Here is a 26,402-nt window from a genome sequence, read left to right as displayed (position 1 = left end):
TGTGGATTTTACGCCAATTTCAATAAGCTATCAGCAATTTTGACTAAAAAACAGAGCAATGATCAAAACCGCATTAAAACCCGCCAGAAAAATACACAAATACCTTGGTTATTTACTGGCTCTGCAAATATTTGCTTGGCTACTTGGTGGACTTGTAATGAGCGCCATTCCGTTAGAAATGGTACATGGCAAGCACCTCGCCAATCGACAGCTAGACAACCCTTACAATGCATTGCATTACAGCGCAAGCTTAGACAGCTTAAAGCAGCAAGTTACAGGGCTTAACAGCATTGAATACACACACTTTTTAGATACCCCAATCATCAAATTAAATGGCAATACAAGTGCTTATTTTAATGGTAAGACAGGCGCATTGTTTCAAGCACCCAACCAAGCTAAAATTGAGCAACAAGCCAAAGCGCATTATCTAGGCGAAGCCCAAATTGCACAAGCGACATTTTTGGCTGAAGGACCAAGAGAGGTGCAATATCGAAAAAATATTTGGCAAGTTGTATTTGCTGACAGCGTCAGCACTACTATTTATCTTGACGCTGATAGCGGACAAGTGATCACTGTGCGCAGCACAATATGGCGCATTTTTGATTTCTTTTGGATGCTGCATATCATGGACTATGACGAAAGAGATGACTTCAATAACCCACTGCTTATTTCTTTCTCTGCTACCAGCGTACTGTTTTGTATTTCAGGGTTTATCTTGTTATTACAATCCCCCCCTTGGCGACGCAGACGCCGCCAACCTAACTAACTACAATTAAGCAAAAAAATAGGATAATCTAAGGGCAGTTTCGACGTTCACCTAAGGTGAGAGACATGCCCTTTCTACCATTGAGTTGCTTGCTGTTTTTACTGCTTTACACACACCCAGCGGCGGCAGATACTTTCACCAGCTTCTATCAGGCAAAAAAACATCTCTCTTCGCAGCTCAGTGATACAGCCAAGACGTTATATTGCGGGTGTGGTATCACCCGACAGGGAAAAAAGCTCATCCCGATAACACAAGAATGCGGTTATCAGCCAAGAAAACCAATTACACGCAATGGCAAGCCCAACAGCCGTACAACCCGAATTGAATGGGAGCACATAGTGCCAGCATGGGAGTTCGGCCATCAACTGCAATGCTGGCAAGAAGGTGGTCGCGCCAACTGTCGTAAAGTCAACGCCCTGTTTCGTCGTATGGAGGCCGATCCTAATAACTTGGCCCCCGCAATCGGGGAAATAAATGGGGATCGCAGTAACTATCGTTTTGGTATGTTGCCAGATACGCCCTTTAGACATGGCAATTGCGCAGTGAAGGTTAATTTTAAGCAACGCGTTATTGAGCCCCCTCCAGCAGCCCGCAAGCAAATTGCACACGCCTATTTTTATATGCAGCAAACCTATGGTTTGACCATCAGCGATAAACAACAGAAATTATTTGAGGCCTGGGCACAAATTGAGTATTAAATTACCCATAAACATGAAAGTTTTCATCTCTGTGTATTTAAATTGGTAACACACGCCAATTAGATTGTAATCCAAAGCCGCAATTGATAGTTTGGTTCTAATATTGATATTGCAAGTACAATTGAAAGCATCACACATTAATTCAGGTCTAGTCATTTAGGGCAGTGTGGTAAATAGTTAGGAATAGATATGAGATTGAGCAATAACACGTTATACCTCGCACTTGGCATGGCACTCACATCAACCTTAATGACGGGTTGTGGCGGCTCTGGTGGTACCAACACAGTAAACACACCAACCACTCCCACTCCCGCACCCACGCCTGATACCACAGCACCGACTTGGCAAGCTGGTCAATTTTCTCCCTCTTCGCAGTTTGCACACCGCTGTGAATCGCCTCGCAGTGGCATTGACCCGTTTGAGAATACCGCATACCCTGATGTTGCTGGCACCATGATGCATGAGAAAATGTGGCTGCGTTCATTTAGTCATGAAACCTATCTTTGGTATGATGAGGTGATTGATAATGATCCAAATACTTTCTCAACCGTTGCCGCTTACTTTGCTCAGTTAAAAACATTCCAGAAAACGGCCAGTGGTCAAGACAAAGATCAATTTCATTTCAGCGAAAGTTATGAAGACTATAAAAAAGAATCACAAGACGGCGTCTCCGCAAGTTTTGGCCTTTCATGGACTATTCCACAATTTCGTATGGCCTATGTGGCTTATGTGAATGATAATACCCCAGCCGCCGATGCCGGTGTGCAGCGCGGTGACAGACTCCTTAAGGTAGGTGACATAGATTTTTTAACTTTCACGAACGAAGACAGAGAACAAATTCTCACCGCCTTTACACCGCAGCCAAATCAAGTCGTTACACTCACTTTGCTCGACCGTAATGGGCAGGAAAAAGTGATTACGATGACGGCACAAAATCTTGAACTCGTGCCAGTGAAAAACACCCAAGTATTTGAGCATCAAGGCAAGCAAGTTGGTTATATGCAATTTAATCAATTTGTTGCGAGTGCACAGGATGACTTAATTGACGGATTTGCAAAATTTAACCAAGACAATATCGACGAGCTCATTTTGGATATGCGCTACAATGGCGGTGGTATTGTCATTCAAGCATCGCAGCTCAGTTATATGATAGCCGGCAGCCAGTCCAATGGCCGTGACTTCTCTATCAAAACACATAATGATAAGCAAAGTAGTAAAAATGAACCGCTTGAGTTTATCAATCAGTCTGTTAACTGGACAACGCTGAGACTTAACAACGACCAACTTCCATCGCCGCAAATGAAACGTGTTTATGTGCTGAGCACTGGTGATACCGCCTCTGCCAGTGAGAGTGTCATTAACGCACTGCGTGGAATCGATGTTGAAGTGATCTTAATTGGTGACGATACTCGAGGTAAGCCGTTTGGGTTTGTTCCTGAGCAGAACTGCGGCACAGTGTACTATACCATTCAAAACAAATCCGCTAACGCAAAAGGGTTTGGTGATTACGAAGATGGTTTCATCATTACACCGCAGGCCAGCGTGATAGGCGAAACAGGCCTTGATGCCAAAGTACCGGGCTGTCGTCTAGATGATGATTTTAGTAAAGATCTAGGCGATAAAAGTGAAAGGCTATTTGCTGGGGCACTGCATCATATCGCCACAGGCAACTGCCCAGCCCCTGAGCGTCAAGGGCGCACATCTTATTCGCAAACAGCCACCGCGCCAGACACCATGAACGACGTTGCGCCGTTTACTGTTCCTTTCCAGCCGCTTAAACACGGTGCTGTATATATAGATATAAACATGGATCAGTGATGAACGCAAAACTGCTCATAAGTACTGTAACGGCACTGTTTATCAGTGCCTGTAGCAATAGCCATGATACTAATAACATTCAACCAGCACTGCTCACAGAGGTTACCCCCTCCGTACTGCAAGAACTCGGTGATGCCATTGTAAAACTAAAAGGAGGGAGTACACCAACCCTCGCTATTGATGTTTTTACTCACACGCCACAACTGCTGTTATCGTATGGGCAATCTGCCGTTAAGAACACGGCAGGTATGAGCTATACCGAATTATCTGCGCTCCCCATTAGCGCATTTGAACTACAACTTCGCGAAAAGCAGTGCGTGCTTTACTATCCAAAAACCACGCAATTTATTGTGCTGCAGTACTCTCGCTGTATCGCCTATGAAAGTGAAGACTAGTAAAAACTGAGTTTAATCCGTCAGTTACCTAGCTTGCATCCACGAAGGTGATCAGAGACACTAAGGCGGTTCAGCCAAGGAGTCTTATATGCACATCATGCCCATGTCATCATTTCAACCTCAATTGCCTTTTGCTTATCACTGCATGGCATTTAGCCCAGAGCAATATCAGGACGCTGACTTTGCACATTTTAACCAACCTCTACCAAGTAAGTTAGGTCGTGCCGTGGCAAAACGAAAAGCTGAGTACCTTGCAGGGCGCGTGTGTGCCGCCAACGCAATACAGCAACTTGGACGCCCTCATTATGTGGTACAAAGCGCCGAAAGTCGCGCGCCTATTTGGCCTGAAGGGGTTAATGGCTCAATCACTCACAGCAAAGGGGTCGCAATGGCAATCGCCACAGACAAAGTGGACGTGTTAGGCCTTGGCATTGACATAGAGCATATGATGTCTGATAAACAAGAAAATGAGCTGCGTGGCCAAATTTTACGGGATGATGAAGCGACAGCTTTTGCTGCACTGGGTCAAGATCATCCAAAACCACTGACTTTGGTGTTTTCTGCAAAAGAAAGTATTTATAAGGCGCTATATAGCGTGGTGCAAACATTCTTTGGTTTTGATGCTGCAAAGCTCATTGACCACGATGTTAAGCACTTGCGTTTTGCCTTAACGGCCAGTTTGCACCCAACTTTACCTGCAGGCACTGAAATAACTGTGTATTACCAAAGTAGCGATGAAATGGTGCTCACCGAGTGTGTGCATCTCGGCTAAGTGACTCAGTAAATAAAAACGATGCGATTGCATCGTTTTTATTTACTCTATAAGCCTTTTTACATCGCCAATTGATTTGCCAGACCACTTTTCGCTTCTGTCAAACACCCATTTTCCATTCGCAGTAGCCTATCTGCCAAGTGGAAATATTTATCGTCATGGGTGATCACAAAAACGGTCTTCCCTTTTGCACTCAGTTCAGGCAGTAACTCTTTATAAAAAACATCCTTAAACACGGGGTCTTGATCAGCGGCCCATTCATCAAAGATATAAAATGGTCTGTCTTCCAGATAAGTCACCACCAGAGCAAGACGTTTACGCTGTCCTTGAGATAACTTTTGGGTGGTAAATGCACCGTCTTTAATCGCCACTTTGTGATGTAAATTCAGCTTTTCAATCAACTTATTGCCTTTCTCTTGCAGCACCTTATCCTGACAGTCCAATAGTCTATCAAAGAGGTGGAAGTCGCTAAATACAGCACTAAATAATTGGCGATAACCATCTAACTGCGCAGCATTGACATGATTGCCATCCACATACAAGTCACCCTCTTTTGCCGGGTATAACCCACAAAGAAGCTTAGCAAACGTCGTCTTACCACTGCCATTACCACCAACAAGGTAAATGATCTCACCGCGATTTAACGTTAAGTTTATGGGTGTCAGTGCGAACACTTCGTCACTCTGCTCATGATAATAGCCGTGACTCAGCGCTTTTAGTTCAATCTGTTTAAATTCAGTGAGCGGCGATGACGATTGCTGAGCGATTAAACGTAACTGCGCCCTCATTTCAGTGATCGTATTGGCAGAGGCCTTAGCTGCGGCCGCTTTTGGGATTGCTGCTAACATCACTTCAAGCGGCGTAAGCATGTATAAAAACAACAGTGCAAATCCCGACATCACCTTGGTTTCATCCGTGCTTTGACCCGCTAGGAAATACAAGGTGCCACCAATAAATGCAAAAATACTAAAGCCCCCCCAAGAGGCCGCATAATGATAAATGGTCGCTCCCTGCACTCGACGTTTACGCAACAAAGAAATGGTGTCACCAATCACCTGCTCAACAAAAATACGACGCTTAGATTTATGCAGTTTGAGTTCCTTTGCACCATCGTAAATAGAGTCAAATTGATCGTATAAAGCGTCTTGAATTTTTGCAGCTTCGGTGACTTTTTTAAATGCAGTCGCGTTAGCCAAACTGTAACCAATTGAGCCCACTACCAAAGTAAGTACTGCAAAAATAAACACCCGCCAATCTAACCAAGCCATATACGCAAAGCTGCCAAGTACTATCATGGCGTTGGTCAAAATACCTGGTAGGCGCTGGAAAAACTCTGATACACGTAAGCTATGCTCGGTTAGGCAAGATTTAATCTTACCAGCACCTTGCGCCTCAACATCGTTAAATTCGGCATTCACCACATGCTCAGCCACTTGACTACGCACAGTCGCCTGACTTTGCTCAGTCAGTTGCTCTGCGAATATTTTGGAACAAAGCTGCAAGACGACGCCAACCACAGCCAAAATAGCAAAGTAGGTAAACTGCTCAGTGCGCGCATCAGGCGAGCTATTGATGATTTCATTGATCAGCGCAACTAAGGCAACACTGGCTAAGCCAAACAAAGTACTGGTAATGGCTGTTGCCATAAATCGCCACCAGGTGGCGCGAATTAGATTAGCAAGCACGTTACTTCTCTTTTGTTAATTCAAGATTAGGACTAGATACAGGACGAGAAGCCAGCGTAAAAATTCACAGCAAAGAGTAGATTTATATTTCCGCCTATCACCTGCAAAAAACAGCGCGCTGATATTGCCACCCCATCAAACTTATCCCAATGATAATAAATCACTTTTTATAGAAAATTTATTTTCAATATACCTTGCCCAAATGACAGGCACAGATGCCAATGCATCAGAGCACTAAATCTTTTTGTGATTGACACGTCTTTAACACACATTCACGGCTGACCGCTTTATCGGCAGCAGTTTAATGACAACGCAAAAAGGTTTAATTATGCATGCAGGCGAAATATCTAACTTAGCGCAGGCTCAGTCTTTGGGTGAGTTCCACCTAGATCAAGATTGTCTATTTGTTTCCGGTGAAAGCTGTTTGCTTGGCCATGGCATTAAACATCGTTTTAATCTCCCCATCGCCAACACAGACTATTTAGTCAATGAGCTAAAAGCACAATTACAAGCACACCAAGACGACAGCGAGAACGTGATTGCCTTTGGCGTGCTACCTTTTTGCAAATATCAAACAGCACAGTTCATCATTCCCAAGCAAGTTGCCAAATGGGATAAAAGCGTATTCAGTCAGTGGTTAAATACCCAAACTGCTGATAGTAATCATCAAGAAAATAAGCTTACCGAGATCCGATATCTGCAAGACAGGGCACACTTTGAGCAAACCGTATCAGAAGCAAAGCACCTGTTTGACAAAGGTCTGTTAGAAAAAATCGTACTCAGCAAACAGGTTGAGCTCGGCTTCGAACACCCTATCAATGGCAAACATGTGTTAAATCAATTACTGACACAAAGCCAGTCAGGTTATCACTTTGCATTTCCAACGGAACATGACTCTGTGCTGATGGGCGTCAGCCCTGAACTACTACTCAGAAAACAAGATGAAACGGTAACCAGTAACCCATTAGCAGGATCTATCCCAAGAGATCCGTGCAGCAAAGTCGAAGCACAGCGACGCTCAGCGTTATTTAATTCTAAGAAAGACAGGTACGAGCACGCCGTCGTGATTGATGACATGCGTCAATTATTGGAGCCTGTGTGCGACAACTTATCGATCCCAGCAGAGCCCTCATTGCTGCACACCGCCACCATGTGGCATTTATCGACGGTGATCTCTGGCCATTTAAAAGATCCCAACACCCATATTTTAAATCTTGCCAATCAATTGCACCCTACTCCCGCGCTGTGTGGCAAACCCACTAAGCCTGCTTATCAGCATATTCTGGATCTTGAAGGTCATGGTCGAGACCTCTTCTCTGGGATCATAGGCTGGTGCGATCAGCACGGTAATGGTGAGTGGGTGGTGGTGATCCGATGTGGAGAGCTCAAAGCACATGTTGCCAAATTATTCGCAGGTGCAGGCATTGTCGCCGCCTCTGATCCTAGCTCTGAATGGCTAGAGACAGAAGCGAAACTCAAAACCATGCTGAACGCATTGTCTGTTCAGCAAGCTTATACTCAGTTTAACAAGTAATATTATGCGTATTGAATATACTCCGTGGCCAGCTGAGCTGGCTCAACAGTACCGAGCCAAAGGTTATTGGCAAGATAAACCGCTGACCAGTATTTTATCTGATCAGCTTGAAAATAATAGCCAGGGCATTGCCGTGGCGGATGGCCAGCGCCAGCTTAGTTACAGCGAGTTAAATGCTTACAGTGATAATCTTGCAGGCTACCTCGCTCAACAGGGTTTGCAAAAAGGTGATACTGCTGTCGTGCAATTGCCTAACTGCATAGAGTTCTACATCACTTACTTTGCTTTGATCAAACTGGGGGTTGCCCCGGTATGCGCTCTGTTCAATCATCAGCGCACAGAGTTACAAAGTTACTGTGAGATCTTGCAGCCCAAAGCCATGATCGTCTCCTCTGCACATGCTTTATTTGGTGATGAGCAGTTCACGCATGAATTATTTAATCGCTTTGCTTGTTTAAATAAGATCATCACAGATCACAGCAAAGGCAATAGTGAACTTAAGCAGGGTTATTTGCATAAGCATGCTTTCGAAGCCCCTGATCTCAACCCTGAAGACGTTGCATTTTTCCAGCTATCTGGTGGCAGCACAGGCACACCCAAACTGATCCCGCGCACCCATAATGACTATTTGTATTCTGTGGTTGCCAGTAAAGAGATCTGCAAGCTAGATGCAGAGACACGCTATTTGTGTGCTCTACCTGCACCACATAACTTTCCATTAAGCTCTCCGGGGGCGTTAGGTGTGTTTATTGCTGGCGGCACGGTGATCTTAGCCAGCGATCCAAGCCCAGCTATTTGCTTTAGCCGGATTGAGCACTATGCCATCACGCACACTGCGCTCGTACCACCTGCCCTGCAATTATGGTTACAGCATGCATCAGCCAGCCAACATGATCTGAGTAGTTTAAAAGTGATCCAAGTTGGCGGCGCCAAACTCAGTCGCAGTGTTGCTGAACAAGTCACCCCCATTTTAGGCTGTCAGCTGCAGCAAGTATTTGGTATGGCAGAAGGGCTCGTAAATTATACCCGCTATGATGACGACCCCGAACTGATCTTAACCACACAAGGGCGTCCGATCAGTGAGCATGATGAAATAAAAATTGTCGACGAGCATGGCAACAATGTCCCTTCAGGTGAATCTGGGCGTCTCATGACACGGGGCCCTTACACATTTAGAGGGTATTACAAGTCGCCTACGCATAATGCCTCAGCCTTTGACAATGATGGCTTCTACAGCTCAGGCGATATTGTCAAACAGCTGCCCTCAGGTCATTTAATTGTCGAAGGGAGAGATAAAGATCAAATCAACCGAGGCGGCGAAAAAATCGCAGCGGAAGAAGTCGAAAATCACTTACTTGGCCATCAAAATATTCAGCAAGTAGCCATTGTATCCATGCCAGATGACACGCTAGGTGAAAAGAGCTGCGCTTTTGTGGTAGCTGATCAAGACATCAAATTGACGACGCTTATTCTGCGCAAATATCTGCGCCAGCTCGGCATTGCCGATTACAAAGTACCCGATAAATTTAAGTTCGTAACCCAACTACCGTTAACCGCCGTAGGCAAAGTCGATAAAAAAGCCTTGCGCGCCACATTCGAATAACAGAGAAAACCATGAGCATTCCAAAGTTAAATCACTACCCGTTACCACGCGATGCAGAATTACCTGAAAATCGAGTGGATTGGGACATAGATCCCAATCGCGCAGCTTTATTGATCCATGATGTACAACATTATTTTGTTGGCTTTTATGGCGATGACAATCCACTGATCGACACCATGATCCAGAATATTCAAGCACTTAAAGCACACTGCTATGAGCATGATATTCCTGTGTACTATACCGCTCAGCCAATCAAGCAAGGCAAACATGAACGCGGTTTATTATCTGACATGTGGGGCGCGGGTTTACAGGACCCAGCACAGCAGCCTATCGTTGATGCCTTAGCACCAACCGACAAAGATGTGGTGCTCACCAAGTGGCGTTACAGCGCATTTCAAAAATGTGATTTTGAACAGCAATTACGTGACAAGCAACGCGATCAGTTACTCATTGTCGGGATCTACGGCCACATTGGCGTTATGACGACCGCTGTAGATGCCTTTATGCGCGATATTGAACCATTCTTGGTGGCCGATGCCATCGCAGACTTCACTAAAGAAGAGCACATGATGGCGCTGAACTTTGTCGCCAAGCGCTGCGGTAAAGTGGTATCCATGTCAGAAATCTTAGGCACTCAGACTCAAGATCTGACTTCGCTAGAGGGATTGAAAGCCCATATTTTAACGCTGATTGACTGCGAAGAAGATGAGTTTGACGAACATGAAAGCCTGATCGACTACGGCTTAGATTCCGTGCAGGTGATGAATCTCATCTCGTTGTGGCAACAGCAAGGTATTGAGACCAACTTTATTGAGCTGGCACAGATCCCAACTCTAGCCGCTTGGGTTGAATTACTTGAAGAGCGTAAGGAAGACTAATGACGTATCCTCTTCCACTTACTGACTCGCAGCACGCCATGTGGTTGCTGCATACCATCAGTGGTCGGGGTGAGCTTTTTAATGTTGCCGAGTGCTTAGAGTTTAAAGGTAAGATCTCGGCAAGTTGGCTACAACACGCATTGCAACATGTTTGGCAAGCAAGCGATATGCTTGCTTGTCGCTTTGTCAGCGATGCCAGTTATACGCCTCAGCTTCACCATGACAACACAATACCCACGATTCTCTGCCAAGATATTGCACAAGACCCAGAAGATGTGCTCTCTTTTGCTCAGCAGTTTGCCAAGCCGCATCTGGCTGAGCCGTTTGACCTTAGCCAAGAAGCATTAATGAAGTTATTTTTGCTGCGCGGTCCACAGCAAGATTATTTGCTGATCGTGGCACATCATCTGCTGTTAGATGGCTATGGCTTTGGTTTATTCTCACAGTCACTAAACCGTTGCTACAATGCACTGAGTAAAGGCAAACCATTGCCAAATCTGCGCTTCACAGGGCAACAAACACTGCTCGAATTACAGCAAAGTGAAGCGTATAAAACGCAGCAACAGCAGGCGCGAGAGACCCTCAATCAATGGCTGGACAACGCAGACAATGTCTACTCTTATAGCACAGAAAAAACAGATGTCTCTGAGCCGAATCATCGCCTGACAAGCTCGTTCTCACAATCTGTCTGGCATACAATCCAATCTGCGGCACAGGTGACCAACACAACCAGCAGTGAAATACTGCTTGCAGCCATCGCGGCGACCTTAGTTGAGCAGCATCAGCAAAGTCACGTTACGCTGGGATTAGTGATGATGAACCGCCAAGCCATTAGCGAGCTGAGCAGCCCATGTGTGCAAAGCAACGTCTTGCCTCTGCCATTGGCGCTCAATGATGGAGATAATTTAACGACTGTGGCACAGCACATCAACCAGCAAATTAGAGCGTTAAAGAAAGTGCAAAGCTACCGTGTTGAATCGCTCAAGCGGGATCGACAAAAACAGGGCAAATCTTTAAATATTATTGGCCCCACGATTAATTTATTGCCATTTGCCAGCGCCCCTAAATATGCTGGCATAGAAACGTGCAGCCACATATTAAGTGCAGGGACCACGGACGATATTATGTTGCAGATCCATTTACTGGGCGATACACCGGCAACGGTAGATTTTGACAGCAATGTTGCGCGTTACGACAGCGACGCAGTCAAAAGCATCCAAACCCGCATATTTAATGCTGCACACTTGTGGGCGACTCAACCAAAACTGCCACTCAAATCCCTATGCAAGCAGCTTAGTCAGGGTAACTTAGAGGTCTCATAGATGGATTTTCAACATGCACTCACTTCAGAGTACGACCAGCAGATTGTTTGGGTGACGGGCGTTGGACAAGGTATCGGTCTGGCTGTCGCCAAGCAGTTTGCCGCACTAGGTGCCAAAGTCATTGGATTTGACCGCCAATTTAGCGATACCAGCATGCTGTATAAGCAAGTTCACTGTGACCTGTCTAAGCCTGAACAGCTCACTCAAACCTTGGATGAACTCATCCAGTATGGGTTAGCCCCCTATAATCTTGTGTATGTTGCTGGTGTGCTTGAAATGGGCGGACTTGATGAGCTCAGCCTCACCCAGTGGCAACACTGCCAGAACGTCAATGCAACCAGCCTGTTTGTGTTTATTCAGCAGTGCGCTCTGCATTTTAAACACACGCATCAAGGCAGCATTGTGACCATTGGCTCCAACGCTGCGAACACGCCCAGACAACACATGGGGGCTTACTGCGCATCAAAAGCAGCCGCCACGCAACTGACGCTTACCGCAGGCATTGAGCTGGCAAACTACGGCATACGCTGTAATGTCATCGCACCAGGCTCAACATTAACTCCCATGCAAACAGGCATGTGGCAAGATGATCAGGGCGCACAACGCGTGATAGAGGGCTTTGCTGAGCAATATAAACTCGGTATTCCATTGCAAAAAATTGCGACCCCTGAAGAAATTGCCAATAGCGCGGTGTTCATCGCCTCCAAATTATCTTCGCACACCACAATGCAAATACTCACCATTGATGGTGGCGCCACTTTTTGACCACACACACCAAAGCCACCTATCCTTAGCGGGTGGCTTTTTTCTCCATTTTTTATTCACTTCCCTCTAACTTACAGTCATCAAACGATTACCTACAAAAAAGCCCCACATGAGTGAGGCTTTGTGCTGCGAATATACACTGCAAAGTACCCGTAGGCACTTCGTATCGCGTATTAGAATGTATAAGTTACTTGCGCAGAGAAGTTGCGAGGGTCGCCTGGGCGAACCGAAATAAAGGCAATTTTCGCATCGTATTCTTTGTCAAATAGGTTATGAATATTGAATTTTGCACTCAATGATTCATTGAACTCATAATATGCTGAGAAGCCTGCTAAGACATGTGAATCCACTGGTACATAATCGTAAATTGGGCCAAAACCTGTAAAGCCTTCGCGCTCACCGGCATAATTGACATAGCCACCAACTCTTAGCGAATCAAATTCATAAAAGGTGCTGAAGCTTGCCATTTTCTCTGGTACAACGCGCGAAACACGACCTTCATTTTCATTTGGATTGGTCACATCCGTATCAGAGAATGACAGTGACGCAAACCATTGTTCAGTGAAGTAACCTGATACTTCAACTTCGTAACCTTCTGACTCGACACCGCTTTGACCAGAATAGTAAACGTTTTGATTTTCATCTTTACCCGCTACAACCGCGAAGTTTTCTTGAGTAATGTTGAAATAAGCAACATCTACACTTAGGGTGTTTTCACTGTTAGAAAATCTAAAGCCAACTTCTTGGTTTTCGCCTCTGACTGGATCTAATAACTTACCAGCTTTGTCATAATGTAAAGGTTGGTCAAAAATGTCTGTATAACTCGCATAAACGGTTACTTGTTCATTTACCTTGTATACACCACCATAGTAAAGGCTGGTATCTGAAAACTCTTTATCGGTGATAGTGCCTACGATATTACTATATGATGTAACCTCTTTACGATTCGCACCCAACAACACGTTAACATTATCTAATACCTGTAAATTCAACGCCGCACGCGCGCTTTGCGAACCGATATCAGCAGTACGTAGAATTGGGTTATCATAGTTATAATCCGGCTTTGCAGGCTTAGGCTCTGGCGATTCATTTCTATGCTCAGCCGCTAAATTACCAGTAACTCGTGACAGCGGACGATATTGATAGTTCAACTCTTCAAAGTTTGTATCCGCCACAGTTACATTCAATGTGTGCGTTTGGCCAAATAAATCAAACTGGCCATTGACGCCAAGCTCTGCTCGGTCTGATTCATAATCAGCATCTTTGACATCAGTAAATACGGCATAGTCACCGTTTGGTGCCGGATGCCAATCTAAGCCAGTATAAACTTTATTTTCATCAGTTGATGATTGATATAGCTTAGCCACAACAGACCAGTCACTATTGATCTGATAGCGCAGCTCACCCATCAAACTATCTTGCGTCGAGTCTTGAGTACCCCAATCAGGATAAATATTGGCTTCGATACCTATTTCAATCGGGTCACCATTGGCAAATTGTAGTGGCAAACCATCGGACTTAGCAGTCTGGCCGTCATCTTGATAACTCGCAAAAACAGACACCTGTAATGCATCTGTGATATCAGCACTTAGCGTTGTATATAATGTCTTACGGTCGGCATTGTAGCGATCAACAAATGAATCCATATCTTCTAATGCAACAACCGCACGCGCACGTACTGAACCGCTATCAGTCAATGTGGTATTGAAATCTGCTTCGGCGCGCATCTTGTTCCACGAGCCATACTCTGCCGTGACATACCCACCGGTGCCATTGTATGCACGCTTTTGCACTAGGTTCACAGTACCAGAAGGCTGACCAATTTCTTGTAGCATACCTGTTGAGCCGCGGATAACTTCCACCGTCTCAAAGACACTCGTGTCTAACATCGTTGCTTGGTTAGCACGTGCTGCGGTACCCATACCATCAATTAAGAAACGGTTCATTTCAAAACCACGTGCGAAAACAAAACGCTCACGACTGTCTAGTGACGTTTCAGAATACACACCAGCACTGTGAGTGAGGGCATCACCGATTGAGTTAATATCATGGAAGTCCATGAACTCACGGTCAATCACAGAGATTGACTGCGGCGTATCGCCGATTGCAAGTGGCAGTCCAGTTGCCCCTACATCGCGGTGGTGTTTGCCAACCACCTCAATTCGTTCCATATCTAATTTAGCATCGTCTGCTAATACTACTGAAGAACTACTTGCTAGTAGTCCAATGCACACCGCTTTTGCAATCATAGAATATTGCTTCATACGCCGTTTGACTCCCTTATCCTAGTCGAGATAAAAATGCTGATTTACTCATGGGCAGACGAAGCCATACAAAAAAAATTTAGCGCGTTTATGTCATTTATTCTGACAAAAATAAGGTTTAAACAATAAGTGCATAAATATCAATTATTTACAATTTAAAAATATTTATGATTATATTTATACTGCTGATATTTATCAGAATTTAGTGAATTAGGTTTATGCCAAATAACAAAACAAATAGCCCAGCCATGGGCGTTAAATACTTGGCCGCAAGCAAACAGATAGCCCTGTAATTGGCTTGCATCGAAAAGTGAAAAGCGACACCTGCAATCACAATAATGCTCAGCAATTCTGTCACTGTGATCACGGTATGAAAATCCCAGCCAAATAGATCTAAGCTTAGCCAAATACTGCCTCGTACCAGCAGCCAGCCAACCCATAACCCCAATAGAACCGCAACGTTTAATACCCGCATCACAGTACTCCACCAAAAGCCGCTAAGATGAGTAATATCAGTATGGGCGTTGTTCCACGGTGATGGCCCATCATCACAACCACAGGTAAACCAATACTCAGCGCAAACAACACCAAAAATAATGCCGCGATAAAACCGAGTTGAAAGTAATAAAAAACACTCAGAACTAACACGCTCACTGCCAACATGCGAGATGACGTCATATACTCAGAAACCTTTACTACGCCGGCAAGTTTGCGATAAGGCCAATACTTGGAACAGGCAAATAACACAAACCCAATTAACAAGAAACTAAGCAAGGCGATCATTAGCAGGCTCCAAGTCTATTGTGCGTTTTTTCACTTTATCTGTGACTCGCACTACAATCGTTGCTAAGCCAAAGCTCAAGCCAGACAAAGCAATAAAAGCGATATTTGCGGTGAGTAAACCTTTACTAACAAAGCTATAAATCTCATGCCCTAACAGCAGGCGTATCACATCGATACAAGGCAGAATCAAAAACAACACACCCGCTATCTGCAGTACCATATGGGCAGACTCTTTTGCCTGCTTAAAGTAGACTGTCAATAAACCACAGCCGAGTAAGCTGACAATCACAATCAACTGATTTGTCAGCGCAGTTAATGGCTCGCCTTGGCTAAATAATCGAGTGCAAACCAACAGCAATGCAATTGCAAATAATGCGCCGCAGGTGCCCGCCTCTAAGCATGCGCGCTGTAATCGAAATAAGACTTGTCGAGCACGCTTAGGCTCTCTAATCGCCAACCAATACAAATTTCCAATTAACATGGCGGCAATCGCCATCAAAGACAGGATGAAATACAATAAGTGGGAAGACTTACCGAGTAAATGCCCTTCATGTAGCTGGATCATGATGTTGTATACATCATTCACAGGCGTTCGCTGTGGCTCATACAGCAAGTTACCGTGCACATCATAAAAGGCGGTGACAAACTCAAAACTGCGATCAGACTCGCCACTTACGCGCAAACGTATCCAAGGTCCAGGATAGATATCAAAGCGCGCAATCCGCATATCAGGATATGCCTGTTGATAATCAGTGATCACTTGATTAAGGCGCGCTGCGCTAAGCTTAGCGTCCATATCATAGTTGTCCGGTTTACGAGGAAAGCCCAATTCATCCCAATAACTTTCGCCGCTTTTATCAGCATATTTATGGTATATCGGCGCATTTATCTCATAGCCAACATTAAAATAAGCGCTGCTCCAGCCATACATCAACATAAACAGCAACACACCCAAGCCCAACAACACATGACTGTCTTTAAACACATCACGAGATTTACCTTTAGCACGATATTGATGGAATTTTTTCACCAAATCACGCCAGCGGATCCAAATGCCGCTGATGGTGACCATAATCAAGAAAATACAGGCTAACGCTATGATGTCTGTGCCGATATGCGTCATAAAATTAATATGCCAAAAATACAAAAAATCTGCCGCAGCTTGCTGTTGTGCGCTGTCTTGGCCAAAAAGCTGTTGCGTTTGATTGTTATAAAGCAGGCGGTCGTCATGACCGACGTAAATTTGAAATAAGTGATGGTGCTGAGGGTCGGTTGTCAAGGTAATGCGCTGCTGCGCAAAATTAGGGATTTTTGCCATCAGGTCAGTGACTGCACTTTGCCATGACATATCACGCTCAACATGTTGATCTTGATGCCATGCAAACTGCCAGTTTAGCAATTGCCCTCGGAAAAAAAGTAAGCTACCACAGACAAAAACAATAGTGAGAATACAGGCGCTGATTGCCCCTAAAACGGAATGCTGTTTGGTTAACCGGGTTAGCGTTTTTTTATCCATAAACTCCTTCCTGTTTATTTCAGGCTGTCCATTTAAAGTCAGTTTTTAACAGCCAAAACCACACCATTTGGCAGGACGAGAAGCCTTGCTAAAAATTTAGAAAAATAAGACAAAAAACAAGAAAAGGGGCGTTTGTTACCCAAACGCCCCTATAAATCAGCCTATTTGTAAGTGGCTAGCGTTAGCTCATTTGAGTCGCAACCGCATTCAATAACTGCGGATGACGCACCACTTCTTGGTGTCCAACATCTAGCTGTTCAATCACCATTGATGCGCCATTGCTCGTCAATTTTGCACTGTACACATCAATGTCACTGGCCAAACGCTCTTTTGACCACAAGACATGCGTTGACAATGTTTCAGGCAGGCTTGGTAAGGTGCATTTTACCGCACGCAGTGCTTTCAAGCGCTCACTCTTGGTAAAAGTATCCGCCAATTGCTGTGCGGTGATCGCATTGTAAGGCAGTGGTAACGCGTCAGCAGCAGATTGCCAAAATGCCTGCAAATGTGCGCTTAACGTGCCGCTGTCCAGCTCGTTATCAACAAGTAGAGGCGCAAAGTAACCATCTATGCGTTGCGCCCACGCCTCGCCGCCATTATCCACTACCAGCGTTAAAAATTCGCTGACTGCATCTAACTGAGAGACATTGCGTGTTTGTGCGGTTGGGATCCAAGAATCTGCCAAGTACAATTGTGTGACACGCTGCCCTGCTGCTTCCAACAAGGTGGCCACCTTTGCTGCCAATAAGCCGCCCATAGACCAACCCAACAACTCAATATGCTGCCCAGCAAATTGCGCGATGAGTTTGTCCGCGTAACTTTGCGCCAACGCATCAAAATCATCCACAGCAAGATCGGCACTATTAGGTTCAAGGGAAAATAGGTTGACCTGATCATTCAAATGCTCTGCCAATGCACGATAACTCAGGGATAACCCTAAGCCATCATGGAAACAAATAACCTGACGATTACCTGCTTTATGGCTATTCAATGGTGTGATCTGCTCAGTTGCCTCTGTGCTAAGCACATCGGCCAATTTAGCAACGCTCGGTGCTTGGAACAATACACCTAAATCAAAATGCAGATCTGACGCCTCTCTATCGGCCCAGCGCTTAACCAACTTGATGGCCGCAATGGAGTGGCCACCTAATTGGAAAAATGACGCGCTACGGCTGACTTTATCTAGCTCCAATACTTCTGCAAACACCGCAGCGAGTTTTTCTTCTAACTCCCCTTGCGGCGCTTCATAAGCCAGTGTCTGGCTCGCAAATGAAGGCAGCGCCTTGCGATCAATCTTACCATTACCCAATCTCGGCCACTGTGCCACCACCATAAAGGCAGAAGGGATCATCGCCTCAGGTAAACTGTGTGACAAGGCACTTTTAAGTGCTTGCGTCGCGTCGCTATCCAATGCCCCACCTTCATACTGATTAGCAATCAAATAGGCATTTAAGCGCACTTGTCCATCCACTTTGTCTGCCACCACAAGCGCGTGCTCAATACCCTCTAGCTGCTCAATACAGGCAGCCACTTCACCTAGCTCAATCCTAAAGCCACGTACTTTCACTTGGTCGTCTTTACGCCCCAAGATCATCACTGAGTTATCCGGCATGTAACGGGCGAGATCGCCTGTAGCATAAAGGCGTTGGGCCAATTCACTGTGCTCGGTAAAAGCGGGATGCTCTGGCTGACCCAAATACCCGTCGCTCAACTGCGCACCAGCGATAAATAGCTCGCCCACTTCACCATAACTACACAGCTGCCCAGCTTGGTTAAGCACATACGTATGCGTGCCTGCAAACACTTGGCTGAGCTTCGCCACACCACCGTCGCCTGCCACATAGCGATGACACATCACCCCTATGGTGGCTTCACTTGGTCCATAGTGATTGTAAATTTCGCTATGCGGTGCCCACTGCTGCAGTGAACGCAAGAAGGTGTTTGGACAGGCTTCGCCACCTAGTACAATTTTTTGCGGGAAATAAGGCAGTGCTTTTAAGTCGCACAGCGCCTGTAAGTGAGAAGGTACGATTTTAATACAATCAATCTGATACTCAGATAAAAACGCCCCAAACTCTGAGCTGTCCATACTTTGCTTTTCACTGGCAATACACAACCGCTTGCCAAGATATAACGCATTAAATAAACAGGTATACCCCAAATCTGCTGCCACGGTTGCTGTCAGTGCAAAGTTATTTTGCTCTGACAAACCCAGTGCTTCAGAGGATGCCGCGCAATAGGCACTCAGCTGTTGCTGGCCGATACGCACGCCCTTTGGCGTGCCCGTCGAGCCAGACGTAAAAATACTGTACGCAAGGCGGGTTTCAAGTGACGCAAGTGTTGGCAACACAACATCACTGTCTGCTTGCAATGCCTGCACTGTCACGCCTGTTTGCGTTGACTCCGCTATCAGGGTGGCATTATCGAACTGGGCAACGACCTTGTCGATACGTGCCTGCGGCCAGCTTGGGTCTAATGGCACAAAGCCAAATCCTGCCCGCATACTGGCAAGCATCGCCACAATTAAATCAGTGCTTCTTGGCAACAAGAGTAATATCGGCTGTATTGAGTCAGGCTGTCTGGCCTTTAACCCTTTCGCTGTGCGCTCAACTTGTTGCCATAACTGGCCGTAAGTGAGTGTGCTGTCTGCATCAATAAGTGCTACAGAGTCAGCATCTGTGCTGGCAAAGCCCGCGACACGTGCGATCACTGTTTCAGCAGGCGTTGCCAATTGCACACCATTGATGGCCAAAAGCTGTGATTTATGACCATCACTTAATATGCTGATCTCAGAAGATTGGGTATGCACCTCGGCAGAGTGAATAACGTGCAATACCTGAGCCAGTTGCGCTAGCAAACTACTCACAGCAGCTGCAGAAAAACTATTTTGGCAGTAATTTAATGTCAGCGTGCCCTGCTGAGATACCGCTAAGTTCAGTGCGTGATGCTGACTCACCTGCCAATCAGGCTGCGCGCTGTGCAGCGGCAGCAGTACGGCATCTGTCGTATTAAGTGCGGTATTGAGCTGCGCCAAAGAAATACTCTGCGCCACCTGACGATGATTTTCACACTGCTCGTTTAGCGCACCTAACCAGCTGTGCAGGCTCTGCTCTGGCTGATATTCAACGATAAGCGGCAAGCTTTTCGCATATCGGCCCAATGCGCCTTCAAATGCTTCGTCTTCAAGGCGGGGATCATAATGCAGTGCGGTCAAAAAACGCGGCGTCGTTGCCAAACGCGCCATCAACCACCACCATGCATATTGCACAATGTTCTGCGGCGATGTTTCCATTGTCTGTGCAAACTGTTCAACACCTTGCCAAAGCGCAGTATCAATCTCATTTTGAACTTGCGTGTAGCTGCGCTCACCTTCACTGACCGTGCCCATATTGTATGGCAACTGCAATGGTGCAGGGATATCCCCTGTTAAATAGTTTTGCCAGTACACTTGGCCTGCTAAGCCATCTTCGTCATGCAACATCTCTTGCTGCCAGGCAACAAAATCAGGAAACTGCAGCGCTTCTTCATCATCCGGTTGACCTGCTATGATAGCAGCGATGAGTTCCAGTGATGATAAGTCCAACGCACCGGCAAAACCGCGCAGCGCCAAATAACTTTGCTCTGGCGTATTGATGCGAGTCAGATGAAGATTGCAGCCCGTATGAGGTGCGATCTCAACGGGAGAAATCACCGCCAACTGTGCCAAACTAGGCACACCAACCTGTGCCCACTCAATGTTATCCACTTGTATTTTGGCATCAGTACTTGGCACAGCGCGTAGGCCTTTAAAGCCCTCAACTTGCTGATAATTTGAAGCCAAACTTAAATGCGATTGCACCAGCTCATCAGCATAGCGCTGGATCTCTTGCAAACTGGTTGAGCAAGGCACTAATAACTGTACCAGTGCTGACGTGTTTTCGCCCTCAGTGACAAAGCGCTGCTGGTTTGCTGTCAGTACCACACCTTGTTGATATTCTTCGATGTACTCTGTGATCATGCTAGGCACTCCTGCTCTGCTTGCGCTGTGTTGGCGTCAGCCAATTGTTGTTGAGACACCATATCCCCCATCGCAACAACGATTTTTCTTGGTTCTTCGTAAGGGTCACGGGCATGTGCTGCTAACATGTTATCAAGCATTACCACGTCACCTTTTTGCCAAGCAAATCGCACCGCACAGCGCTCATACGCTTCACCGATCAGGGCCATTTCTTCATAACTAATCGGCGTCCCATCACCAAAAAATACATTGCGAGGTAAGTACTCGTGGCCAACCATTTCTATTAAGTCTTTACGCACGCTCTCTTCTAAACAAGACTCGTGATGCAGCTGTACTTGGTTAAAGAAAGACGCTTCACCCGTTAGATGGTGCTTGATCACGCCATGGGTTTTAGTACGGGTTTGCAAGCCACCATTGTCTAGCCAATGGAACTCGGTATTACTGGCGGTCAAACGCGCTTCCACCTCGGCTTTATCGTCAGTTTTGTAAAAGTCCTGCCAAGCAACATCCAGATTCGGAATAAAATTACGTACATAAAGCAGCTCTTTGGCTTTAATTTTTTCTACCAGCTCTTGCGGTAATTCTTTGAGCATGCGGCGACAATCTACAATCGGCGTCGCACCGCCAACCACAGATGGCAACTCACAGAAAAACCATTGCTTGCGCGGCCACTTATCTAAGTGAGAACTCTCATTGTGATACAAGATCATTTGGCGTTCAGGGTAAGGCGTCGACTTATAGGTTTTTTTGCCGCCTTCTTTTTTCGGCAAGTCGCCATACTGGCCGTATAACCCCGGCTGGATCGCATCGGCAAATGACTCAAACTCTTGCGGAGATTGCAGCGCAAAGTTTCTGAAAATAATCCCGCCGTACTGTTTTAAATAACCGTCAATCACATCTCGGTTATTGCTTGCCCAGTTAATTGGGTCAAGATCAGGGGACGTCGGCTCGACGAGAATAGGAAATTGTTCAGTGTCTGGTAAAAAATACGTTTTTATTGGCGCAGCTGGTGCCTTAGCACGCTTTTTTAGACCTTTCTTTAATCCTGAAAATGAATTTCCGCGGGCGGCTTTTTGCATAGTTTTAAATTCCTGAATCATTGGCGAAATTACATTACGAACAGGCTGTTCGCTCATCTCCATGAGTTGCAATACGCATTGCTGCCAACGCCCCAACCATTGCTGCATACTCTCAGGGTTGTAAAGTTGTTTTCTAAACACCCACTGACATTGCAACTCATCCGCCTCAATGACGAAAAGCGCACTGTCAAATTTACTGCTAATCGCACTGAGGCTATCCGCAGGTTCAAGACGAATGTCATCCATCATCCACTGCTGCTGTGGAGTGTTTTGCATAACAAACAACTGCTGTACTAATGGTTGAATATTGTTCACCCTTGGGGCGTCCACTAATTCAGTCAATGACTCCAAGCCCAGCGCTTGATGGGCCATCACTTGCAGTGACAAGTCTTGCGTTTGTTTAATAAAATCAATAATTAAAGAATCTTCATTAAGCTGACTTCGCTGTGGTAATACCCGCACAAAAAAGCCAATCAAGGCTTCCAGCGCTGGGTTATCACGCCCTGCAAAGTCACTGCCAACCACCACATCTGGCTTATCGTTGATGGCATGTAAGAACAAGAAATAACCAGATAAAAGCAAGGCATTGAGTGATATTTGCTGCTCACTGGCAAAGGCTTTTAAGCGCTTGGTTTGATCTACGTCAAATGCACCAACCACTAACCCCCCTTCATTACTCAACTGCGCAGGGCGCGGGTAGTGATTTGGCAATGCACTGTTTGCCGGTGCCGCGGCTAAATGGTCGCGCCAATAAGCTCTCAGCGCGTCCCCGGACTCCCCACTGAGTAGCGTTTGCTGCCAGCTGGCATAATCCACATAGTCAAACTGTAATGGCGACCAACTTGGTGGCTGCTGACTAGCAAGTGCCTGATATGCCGTAGCCAAGTCGCCAATCAATACGCTCATCGACCAGCCATCGGAAATTATATGATGTGTGCTGACCGACAATTGGTACTCGTTTTCTTCAAGCTGAATAAGCATGGCGCGCAGCAACGGCGCGTTTGTCAAATCAAATGGCTGATTTTCAAAGTCGCGCTGTAGTTGCTGGCTTTGCGCTGTGCGCTCGCCTTCATTTAAATCCGTCAGTACCTTCACATCCAGATTAAAATCAAGCTGCTCACTGACTTGCATACTGGCTTCACCCAAGTGCTCAACAAAGCGCATGCGCAACGAGGCATGGCGCGCAATCACTAAGTCAAACGCTTGCTGTAGCAGGTCAACATCCAGCGCGCCACGGAGTGTGACCGCACCTGAAATATTAAACGCGTGCTTGTCTTGCGCTTTTACCAGTTGATCCGATAACCACAAGCTCAGCTGCGCCGGTGCCAATTCATAACTCGGCTGAGCTGCAACTTTGACCAGCTGAGGTCGCTGAGCCTTATCTACTTTATTTAATAACGAGGCTAAAGCCGCGACATTGGGTGCATCAAACACATCTTTTACTGTGCAGTTGCACTCTAGTGTCTCATTGATGCGACTGGCCAATTGCAGGGCGCTAATGGAGTCGCCACCCAAGGTAAAGAAATCATCTTCACGGCCAATCGGTGAGGTCTTGAGAACGGTTTGCCAAATTTCGGCCAATTGCTGCTCTTGCTCATTCGCAGGCTCAACATAGCCTTCACTTTGGCCATCATGTGCTTTTGGCAAAGCATGTCTGTCAATTTTACCTGAGTTATTCAGGGGCAATTTATCCAATACCATGATCACACTTGGCACCATGTAATGTGGCAATTGCGCTGCTAATTGTGCTTGTAGTGTACTGCTTTCAAGTCCATGCCCTGCCACATAGGCCACCAAACGCGTGCCGGTTGGTAACTCTTCCGCGATTACCACGGCTTCAGTCACAGCTGGCTGTTGATAAAAGTGCGCTTCAATTTCGCCTAGCTCAATTCTAAAACCACGGATTTTCACCTGATGATCGGTGCGCCCCAAGTATTCTAACTGGCCTGCGTGGTTGTATTTCACCAAGTCTCCGGTGCGATACAAACGGCTGCCCGCTTGGCAAAACGGGTTAGCAATAAAACGCTCGGCACTGAGTTCAGGGCGATTTAAATAGCCACGAGCGAGGCCATCACCCGCAATATATAACTCACCAGCAACGCCATCTGGCACGGGGTTTAAAGCGTTGTCCAGAACATAAAATTGATTCGCGCGCACGGTTTCACCAAGGTGAATTTGGGGTGTCACAACCTGCTGGCAAGAAGACCAAATGGTGGTTTCTGTCGGTCCATACATGTTCCAAAGAGTCACTTGCTTATCGAGTAGCTCGACTGCCAACTCAGCGGGGAGTGCCTCCCCCCCACACAGGCCCAGTACTGGTTTTTCAATTAAGTTTTGCGCCAGTAAGGCACGCCATCCCGCTGGTGTTGCCTGTATCACTGAGACATCCGCCAAGATGGCGGTACTGAGCTGATTTTGCTGCTGAGCAATGCATACCTTCGCTCCCACATAAAGCGGCAAATGTAACTCTAGGCCTGAAATATCAAACGACAAGGACGTCAGTGCCAACACCGTATCTTCACGCTGCAAAGCAAATTTTTCCTGCATAGCCGCTAAAAAGTTACTGAGGTTTTGATGGCTAATGGCCACCCCTTTTGGCTTACCGGTCGAGCCCGAGGTATAAATCACATACGCCAATTGCGCAGGGTGAATAGTGATAGCCGGGGCCGTATCAGCATAACCTTGCAAAGATAACGTCGCTGTATTGTACTGTTCAACCTCTGTTGCCACTGATTCTGAGAGGTTGTGCAGCACCAGCTGCGTACCACTGTGCGAGAGGATATAGTCAATGCGTGATTGCGGTAACTTAGGGTCTACAGGCACATAAGCGCCACCAGCACGTAATACAGCCAGCATGGCTACCAGCATATCCACATCACGTTCGTACATCACCGCGACTTTTTGCTCGCTGTGCAAGCCCTCAGCTAATAGATAATTAGCCAATTGCGCACTGCGTGTATCAAGCTGGGCATATGTCAGTGAAGTGCCTTGCAGATCAGATACGCCAATGTGGTTCTGATGTGTGGCAAAATTCTGCGCCAATAAAGACAAATAATCCGCGGCTGGCGCAACGGGTTCAGCTTTTACTGGCATCGCGTCTGCGACCATATTCCCAAGCACCACATCTGGCAAGCTGGTCAGCTTGGAGGCAAATGCAATAAAGGATGCCAACAAGCGCTCCAACACAGGCATGTCATAGTATTTTGGATCGCCTTCAAATTGGATCAATAAGCTATCTGCTTGCTCAATCACTTCTAACGAGAGCGGGAACTTGGCCTCAAACTTGTCGACCACAATGGGCGTCAGTGGCAGTGGCATCGGTCCATCACTGCTGGGTTTGTACTCTGAAAAGTTGTACATGGCTTGGAAATGGCTTTGTTCACCCATTTGCTGCCAGCCAAGCTCCCTAGCCAGCCATTCATATGGAATAAGCTGATGCTCAATCACAGTCAGGGTATGCTGTTGTACCGCTCGGGCAACCTCCACCAAGGTACGCTCGGGCAATGCCTCATTTTTATACAGCTGCGTATTGACAAAAAAGCCAACAATTTCGCTAATATCCGGATGATTTCTGGCAGCCGTCGGCACACCCAATAAAAATTGCTGTGCGTCGCTAAAGCGCGACAACACTATCTGATACAGCGCCATAGTTAACGATGAAACCGTCAGGTTATGTTGCTGAGAAAGCTGTCTCAGTGCATGGGTTTGCTCGGCAGATAACGGCGCTTTTGTCACCACGGCATAGCGCTCATCGCCCGCTTGCTCCGCTTTGGGTAGTGCAAGGTGTTGCGGCTCAAAATTCACATAGTCTTGCCAATATGAACACGCTTGCTGTCCCATTTCGGACGCAAGGGCATCGCGTTGCCACTGGGCGTAATCTAAATATCGCAACCCAGTTGGTGAGAGAGGCTCACCAAAATAGGCCCGCACTAAATCTCGTAAAATTAAATTCAAGGACCATCCATCACTGGCAATATGATGGTTATCTAACAGTAAAATCCCGCCTTTGCCGTACGCTATCCAAGCGGCGCGCATTAATGGCGCACAACCCAAGTCAAACGGCTGAGCAAACCAATCAGTGACGATATTCGAGCCCAACACATCAACCGCTGCGCATGCCTGCAACGATGTATCTAACGTCAATATCGACAAGGGCACCTGTGCCTCTTCAACCAAATACTGCCTTGGTGTATTGTCATTGCTAAAGCGCGTTGCCAGCGCTTGATGGGTATTTACCAAAGCGTTCAGCGCTGCTTGTAGTTTGTCGATGTCCAATGCCGTCTCAATGTAAAAGGCACGGGGAACATTGTACGAAATCGACTCTGGGGTTAATTGCTGTTGTAACCACAGCCTTTGCTGTTGAAAAGACAGGTTGCCAAACGTGTCTGGGTGTTTTGGGATCTGGTTGTCAGCCTCTGGTTGCTCAGCAAGCAGCTCACCAAGTAATTCAAGGTCCAGTTCATCTGCAAGCACATCAAGAATATCGTCGTTGTTCATGTGTATCTCGAAAAAAGGAAAAGGGAGTCA

General features: G+C 46.3%; 17 protein-coding genes. 10 read left to right on the top strand and 7 right to left on the bottom strand.

The features are described 5' to 3' along the window. Positions 1-58: 58 nt before the first annotated feature. From N477_RS22060 to N477_RS22040, 5 genes are all read left to right on the top strand, one after another. The gene (locus N477_RS22060) at positions 59-766 is read left to right on the top strand and encodes a hypothetical protein (RefSeq protein ID WP_063361579.1); all 708 of its coding nucleotides are present in this window, start codon (positions 59-61) and stop codon (positions 764-766) included. A gap of 65 nt (positions 767-831) precedes the next feature. After that, positions 832-1,464 (top strand): endonuclease, encoded by a 633-nt coding sequence (locus N477_RS22055; protein ID WP_063361580.1) that lies wholly within the window; start codon positions 832-834, stop codon positions 1,462-1,464. Between the two features lie 189 nt (positions 1,465-1,653). Next, positions 1,654-3,282 carry a S41 family peptidase gene (locus N477_RS22050; protein ID WP_063361581.1) on the top strand — a complete coding sequence of 543 codons (1,629 nt, stop codon included), beginning with the start codon at positions 1,654-1,656 and terminating at the stop codon, positions 3,280-3,282. Further along, complete coding sequence (locus N477_RS22045; protein ID WP_063361582.1) at positions 3,282-3,677, top strand: hypothetical protein; 396 nt, start codon at positions 3,282-3,284, stop codon at positions 3,675-3,677. Before N477_RS22050 ends, N477_RS22045 begins: the two co-directional genes overlap by 1 nt. An 88-nt stretch (positions 3,678-3,765) precedes the next feature. Next, positions 3,766-4,449, top strand: a complete 684-nt coding sequence (locus N477_RS22040) for a 4'-phosphopantetheinyl transferase family protein (RefSeq protein WP_063361583.1) — start codon at positions 3,766-3,768, stop codon at positions 4,447-4,449. A 59-nt stretch (positions 4,450-4,508) separates the two neighbouring features. Here N477_RS22040 and N477_RS22035 read toward each other — a convergent pair whose 3' ends face one another. Continuing rightward, positions 4,509-6,134, bottom strand: coding sequence for a cyclic peptide export ABC transporter (locus N477_RS22035; protein ID WP_063361584.1), 1,626 nt, complete (start codon positions 6,132-6,134; stop codon positions 4,509-4,511). 304 nt (positions 6,135-6,438) lie between these two features. Between N477_RS22035 and N477_RS22030 the strand changes: the two genes are divergently transcribed. From N477_RS22030 to dhbA, 5 genes are read left to right on the top strand one after another with little or no spacing between them, the layout of a single operon-like run. Beyond that, positions 6,439-7,668 (top strand): isochorismate synthase, encoded by a 1,230-nt coding sequence (locus N477_RS22030; protein ID WP_231098087.1) that lies wholly within the window; start codon positions 6,439-6,441, stop codon positions 7,666-7,668. A gap of 4 nt (positions 7,669-7,672) precedes the next feature. Next, positions 7,673-9,271: a (2,3-dihydroxybenzoyl)adenylate synthase gene (locus tag N477_RS22025; RefSeq protein WP_063361585.1), complete on the top strand. Its 1,599-nt coding sequence runs from the start codon at positions 7,673-7,675 to the stop codon at positions 9,269-9,271. Between the two features lie 11 nt (positions 9,272-9,282). After that, on the top strand, positions 9,283-10,149 hold the full coding sequence (locus tag N477_RS22020) for an isochorismatase family protein (protein WP_063361586.1): 867 nt from the start codon (positions 9,283-9,285) through the stop codon (positions 10,147-10,149). Next, positions 10,149-11,471, top strand: a complete 1,323-nt coding sequence (locus N477_RS22015) for a condensation domain-containing protein (RefSeq protein WP_063361587.1) — start codon at positions 10,149-10,151, stop codon at positions 11,469-11,471. Before N477_RS22020 ends, N477_RS22015 begins: the two co-directional genes overlap by 1 nt. Continuing rightward, complete coding sequence (gene dhbA, locus N477_RS22010) at positions 11,472-12,236, top strand: 2,3-dihydro-2,3-dihydroxybenzoate dehydrogenase (protein ID WP_063361588.1); 765 nt, start codon at positions 11,472-11,474, stop codon at positions 12,234-12,236. It begins immediately after the preceding gene. A 173-nt stretch (positions 12,237-12,409) separates the two neighbouring features. On the opposite strand, the gene N477_RS22005 is transcribed toward dhbA, so the two are convergent. From N477_RS22005 to N477_RS21980, 6 genes are all read right to left on the bottom strand, one after another. After that, the gene (locus N477_RS22005; RefSeq protein WP_063361589.1) at positions 12,410-14,500 is read right to left on the bottom strand and encodes a TonB-dependent siderophore receptor; all 2,091 of its coding nucleotides are present in this window, start codon (positions 14,498-14,500) and stop codon (positions 12,410-12,412) included. Between the two features lie 202 nt (positions 14,501-14,702). Continuing rightward, positions 14,703-14,975: a hypothetical protein gene (locus N477_RS22000; RefSeq protein ID WP_063361590.1), complete on the bottom strand. Its 273-nt coding sequence runs from the start codon at positions 14,973-14,975 to the stop codon at positions 14,703-14,705. After that, positions 14,975-15,283, bottom strand: coding sequence for a hypothetical protein (locus N477_RS21995; protein ID WP_063361591.1), 309 nt, complete (start codon positions 15,281-15,283; stop codon positions 14,975-14,977). The genes N477_RS22000 and N477_RS21995 overlap by 1 nt, the downstream gene beginning before the upstream one ends. Continuing rightward, complete coding sequence (locus N477_RS21990; RefSeq protein ID WP_063361592.1) at positions 15,267-16,799, bottom strand: PepSY-associated TM helix domain-containing protein; 1,533 nt, start codon at positions 16,797-16,799, stop codon at positions 15,267-15,269. Before N477_RS21990 ends, N477_RS21995 begins: the two co-directional genes overlap by 17 nt. 181 nt (positions 16,800-16,980) lie before the next feature. After that, positions 16,981-20,796: a non-ribosomal peptide synthetase gene (locus N477_RS21985; protein WP_063361593.1), complete on the bottom strand. Its 3,816-nt coding sequence runs from the start codon at positions 20,794-20,796 to the stop codon at positions 16,981-16,983. Then, complete coding sequence (locus N477_RS21980; RefSeq protein WP_063361594.1) at positions 20,793-26,372, bottom strand: non-ribosomal peptide synthetase; 5,580 nt, start codon at positions 26,370-26,372, stop codon at positions 20,793-20,795. Before N477_RS21980 ends, N477_RS21985 begins: the two co-directional genes overlap by 4 nt. Positions 26,373-26,402 lie beyond the last annotated feature (30 nt).

It is taken from the genome of Pseudoalteromonas luteoviolacea H33-S (assembly GCF_001625695.1).
GTDB lineage: Bacteria > Pseudomonadota > Gammaproteobacteria > Enterobacterales > Alteromonadaceae > Pseudoalteromonas > Pseudoalteromonas luteoviolacea_B.
This window is presented reverse-complemented; position numbering and strand designations above follow the sequence as displayed.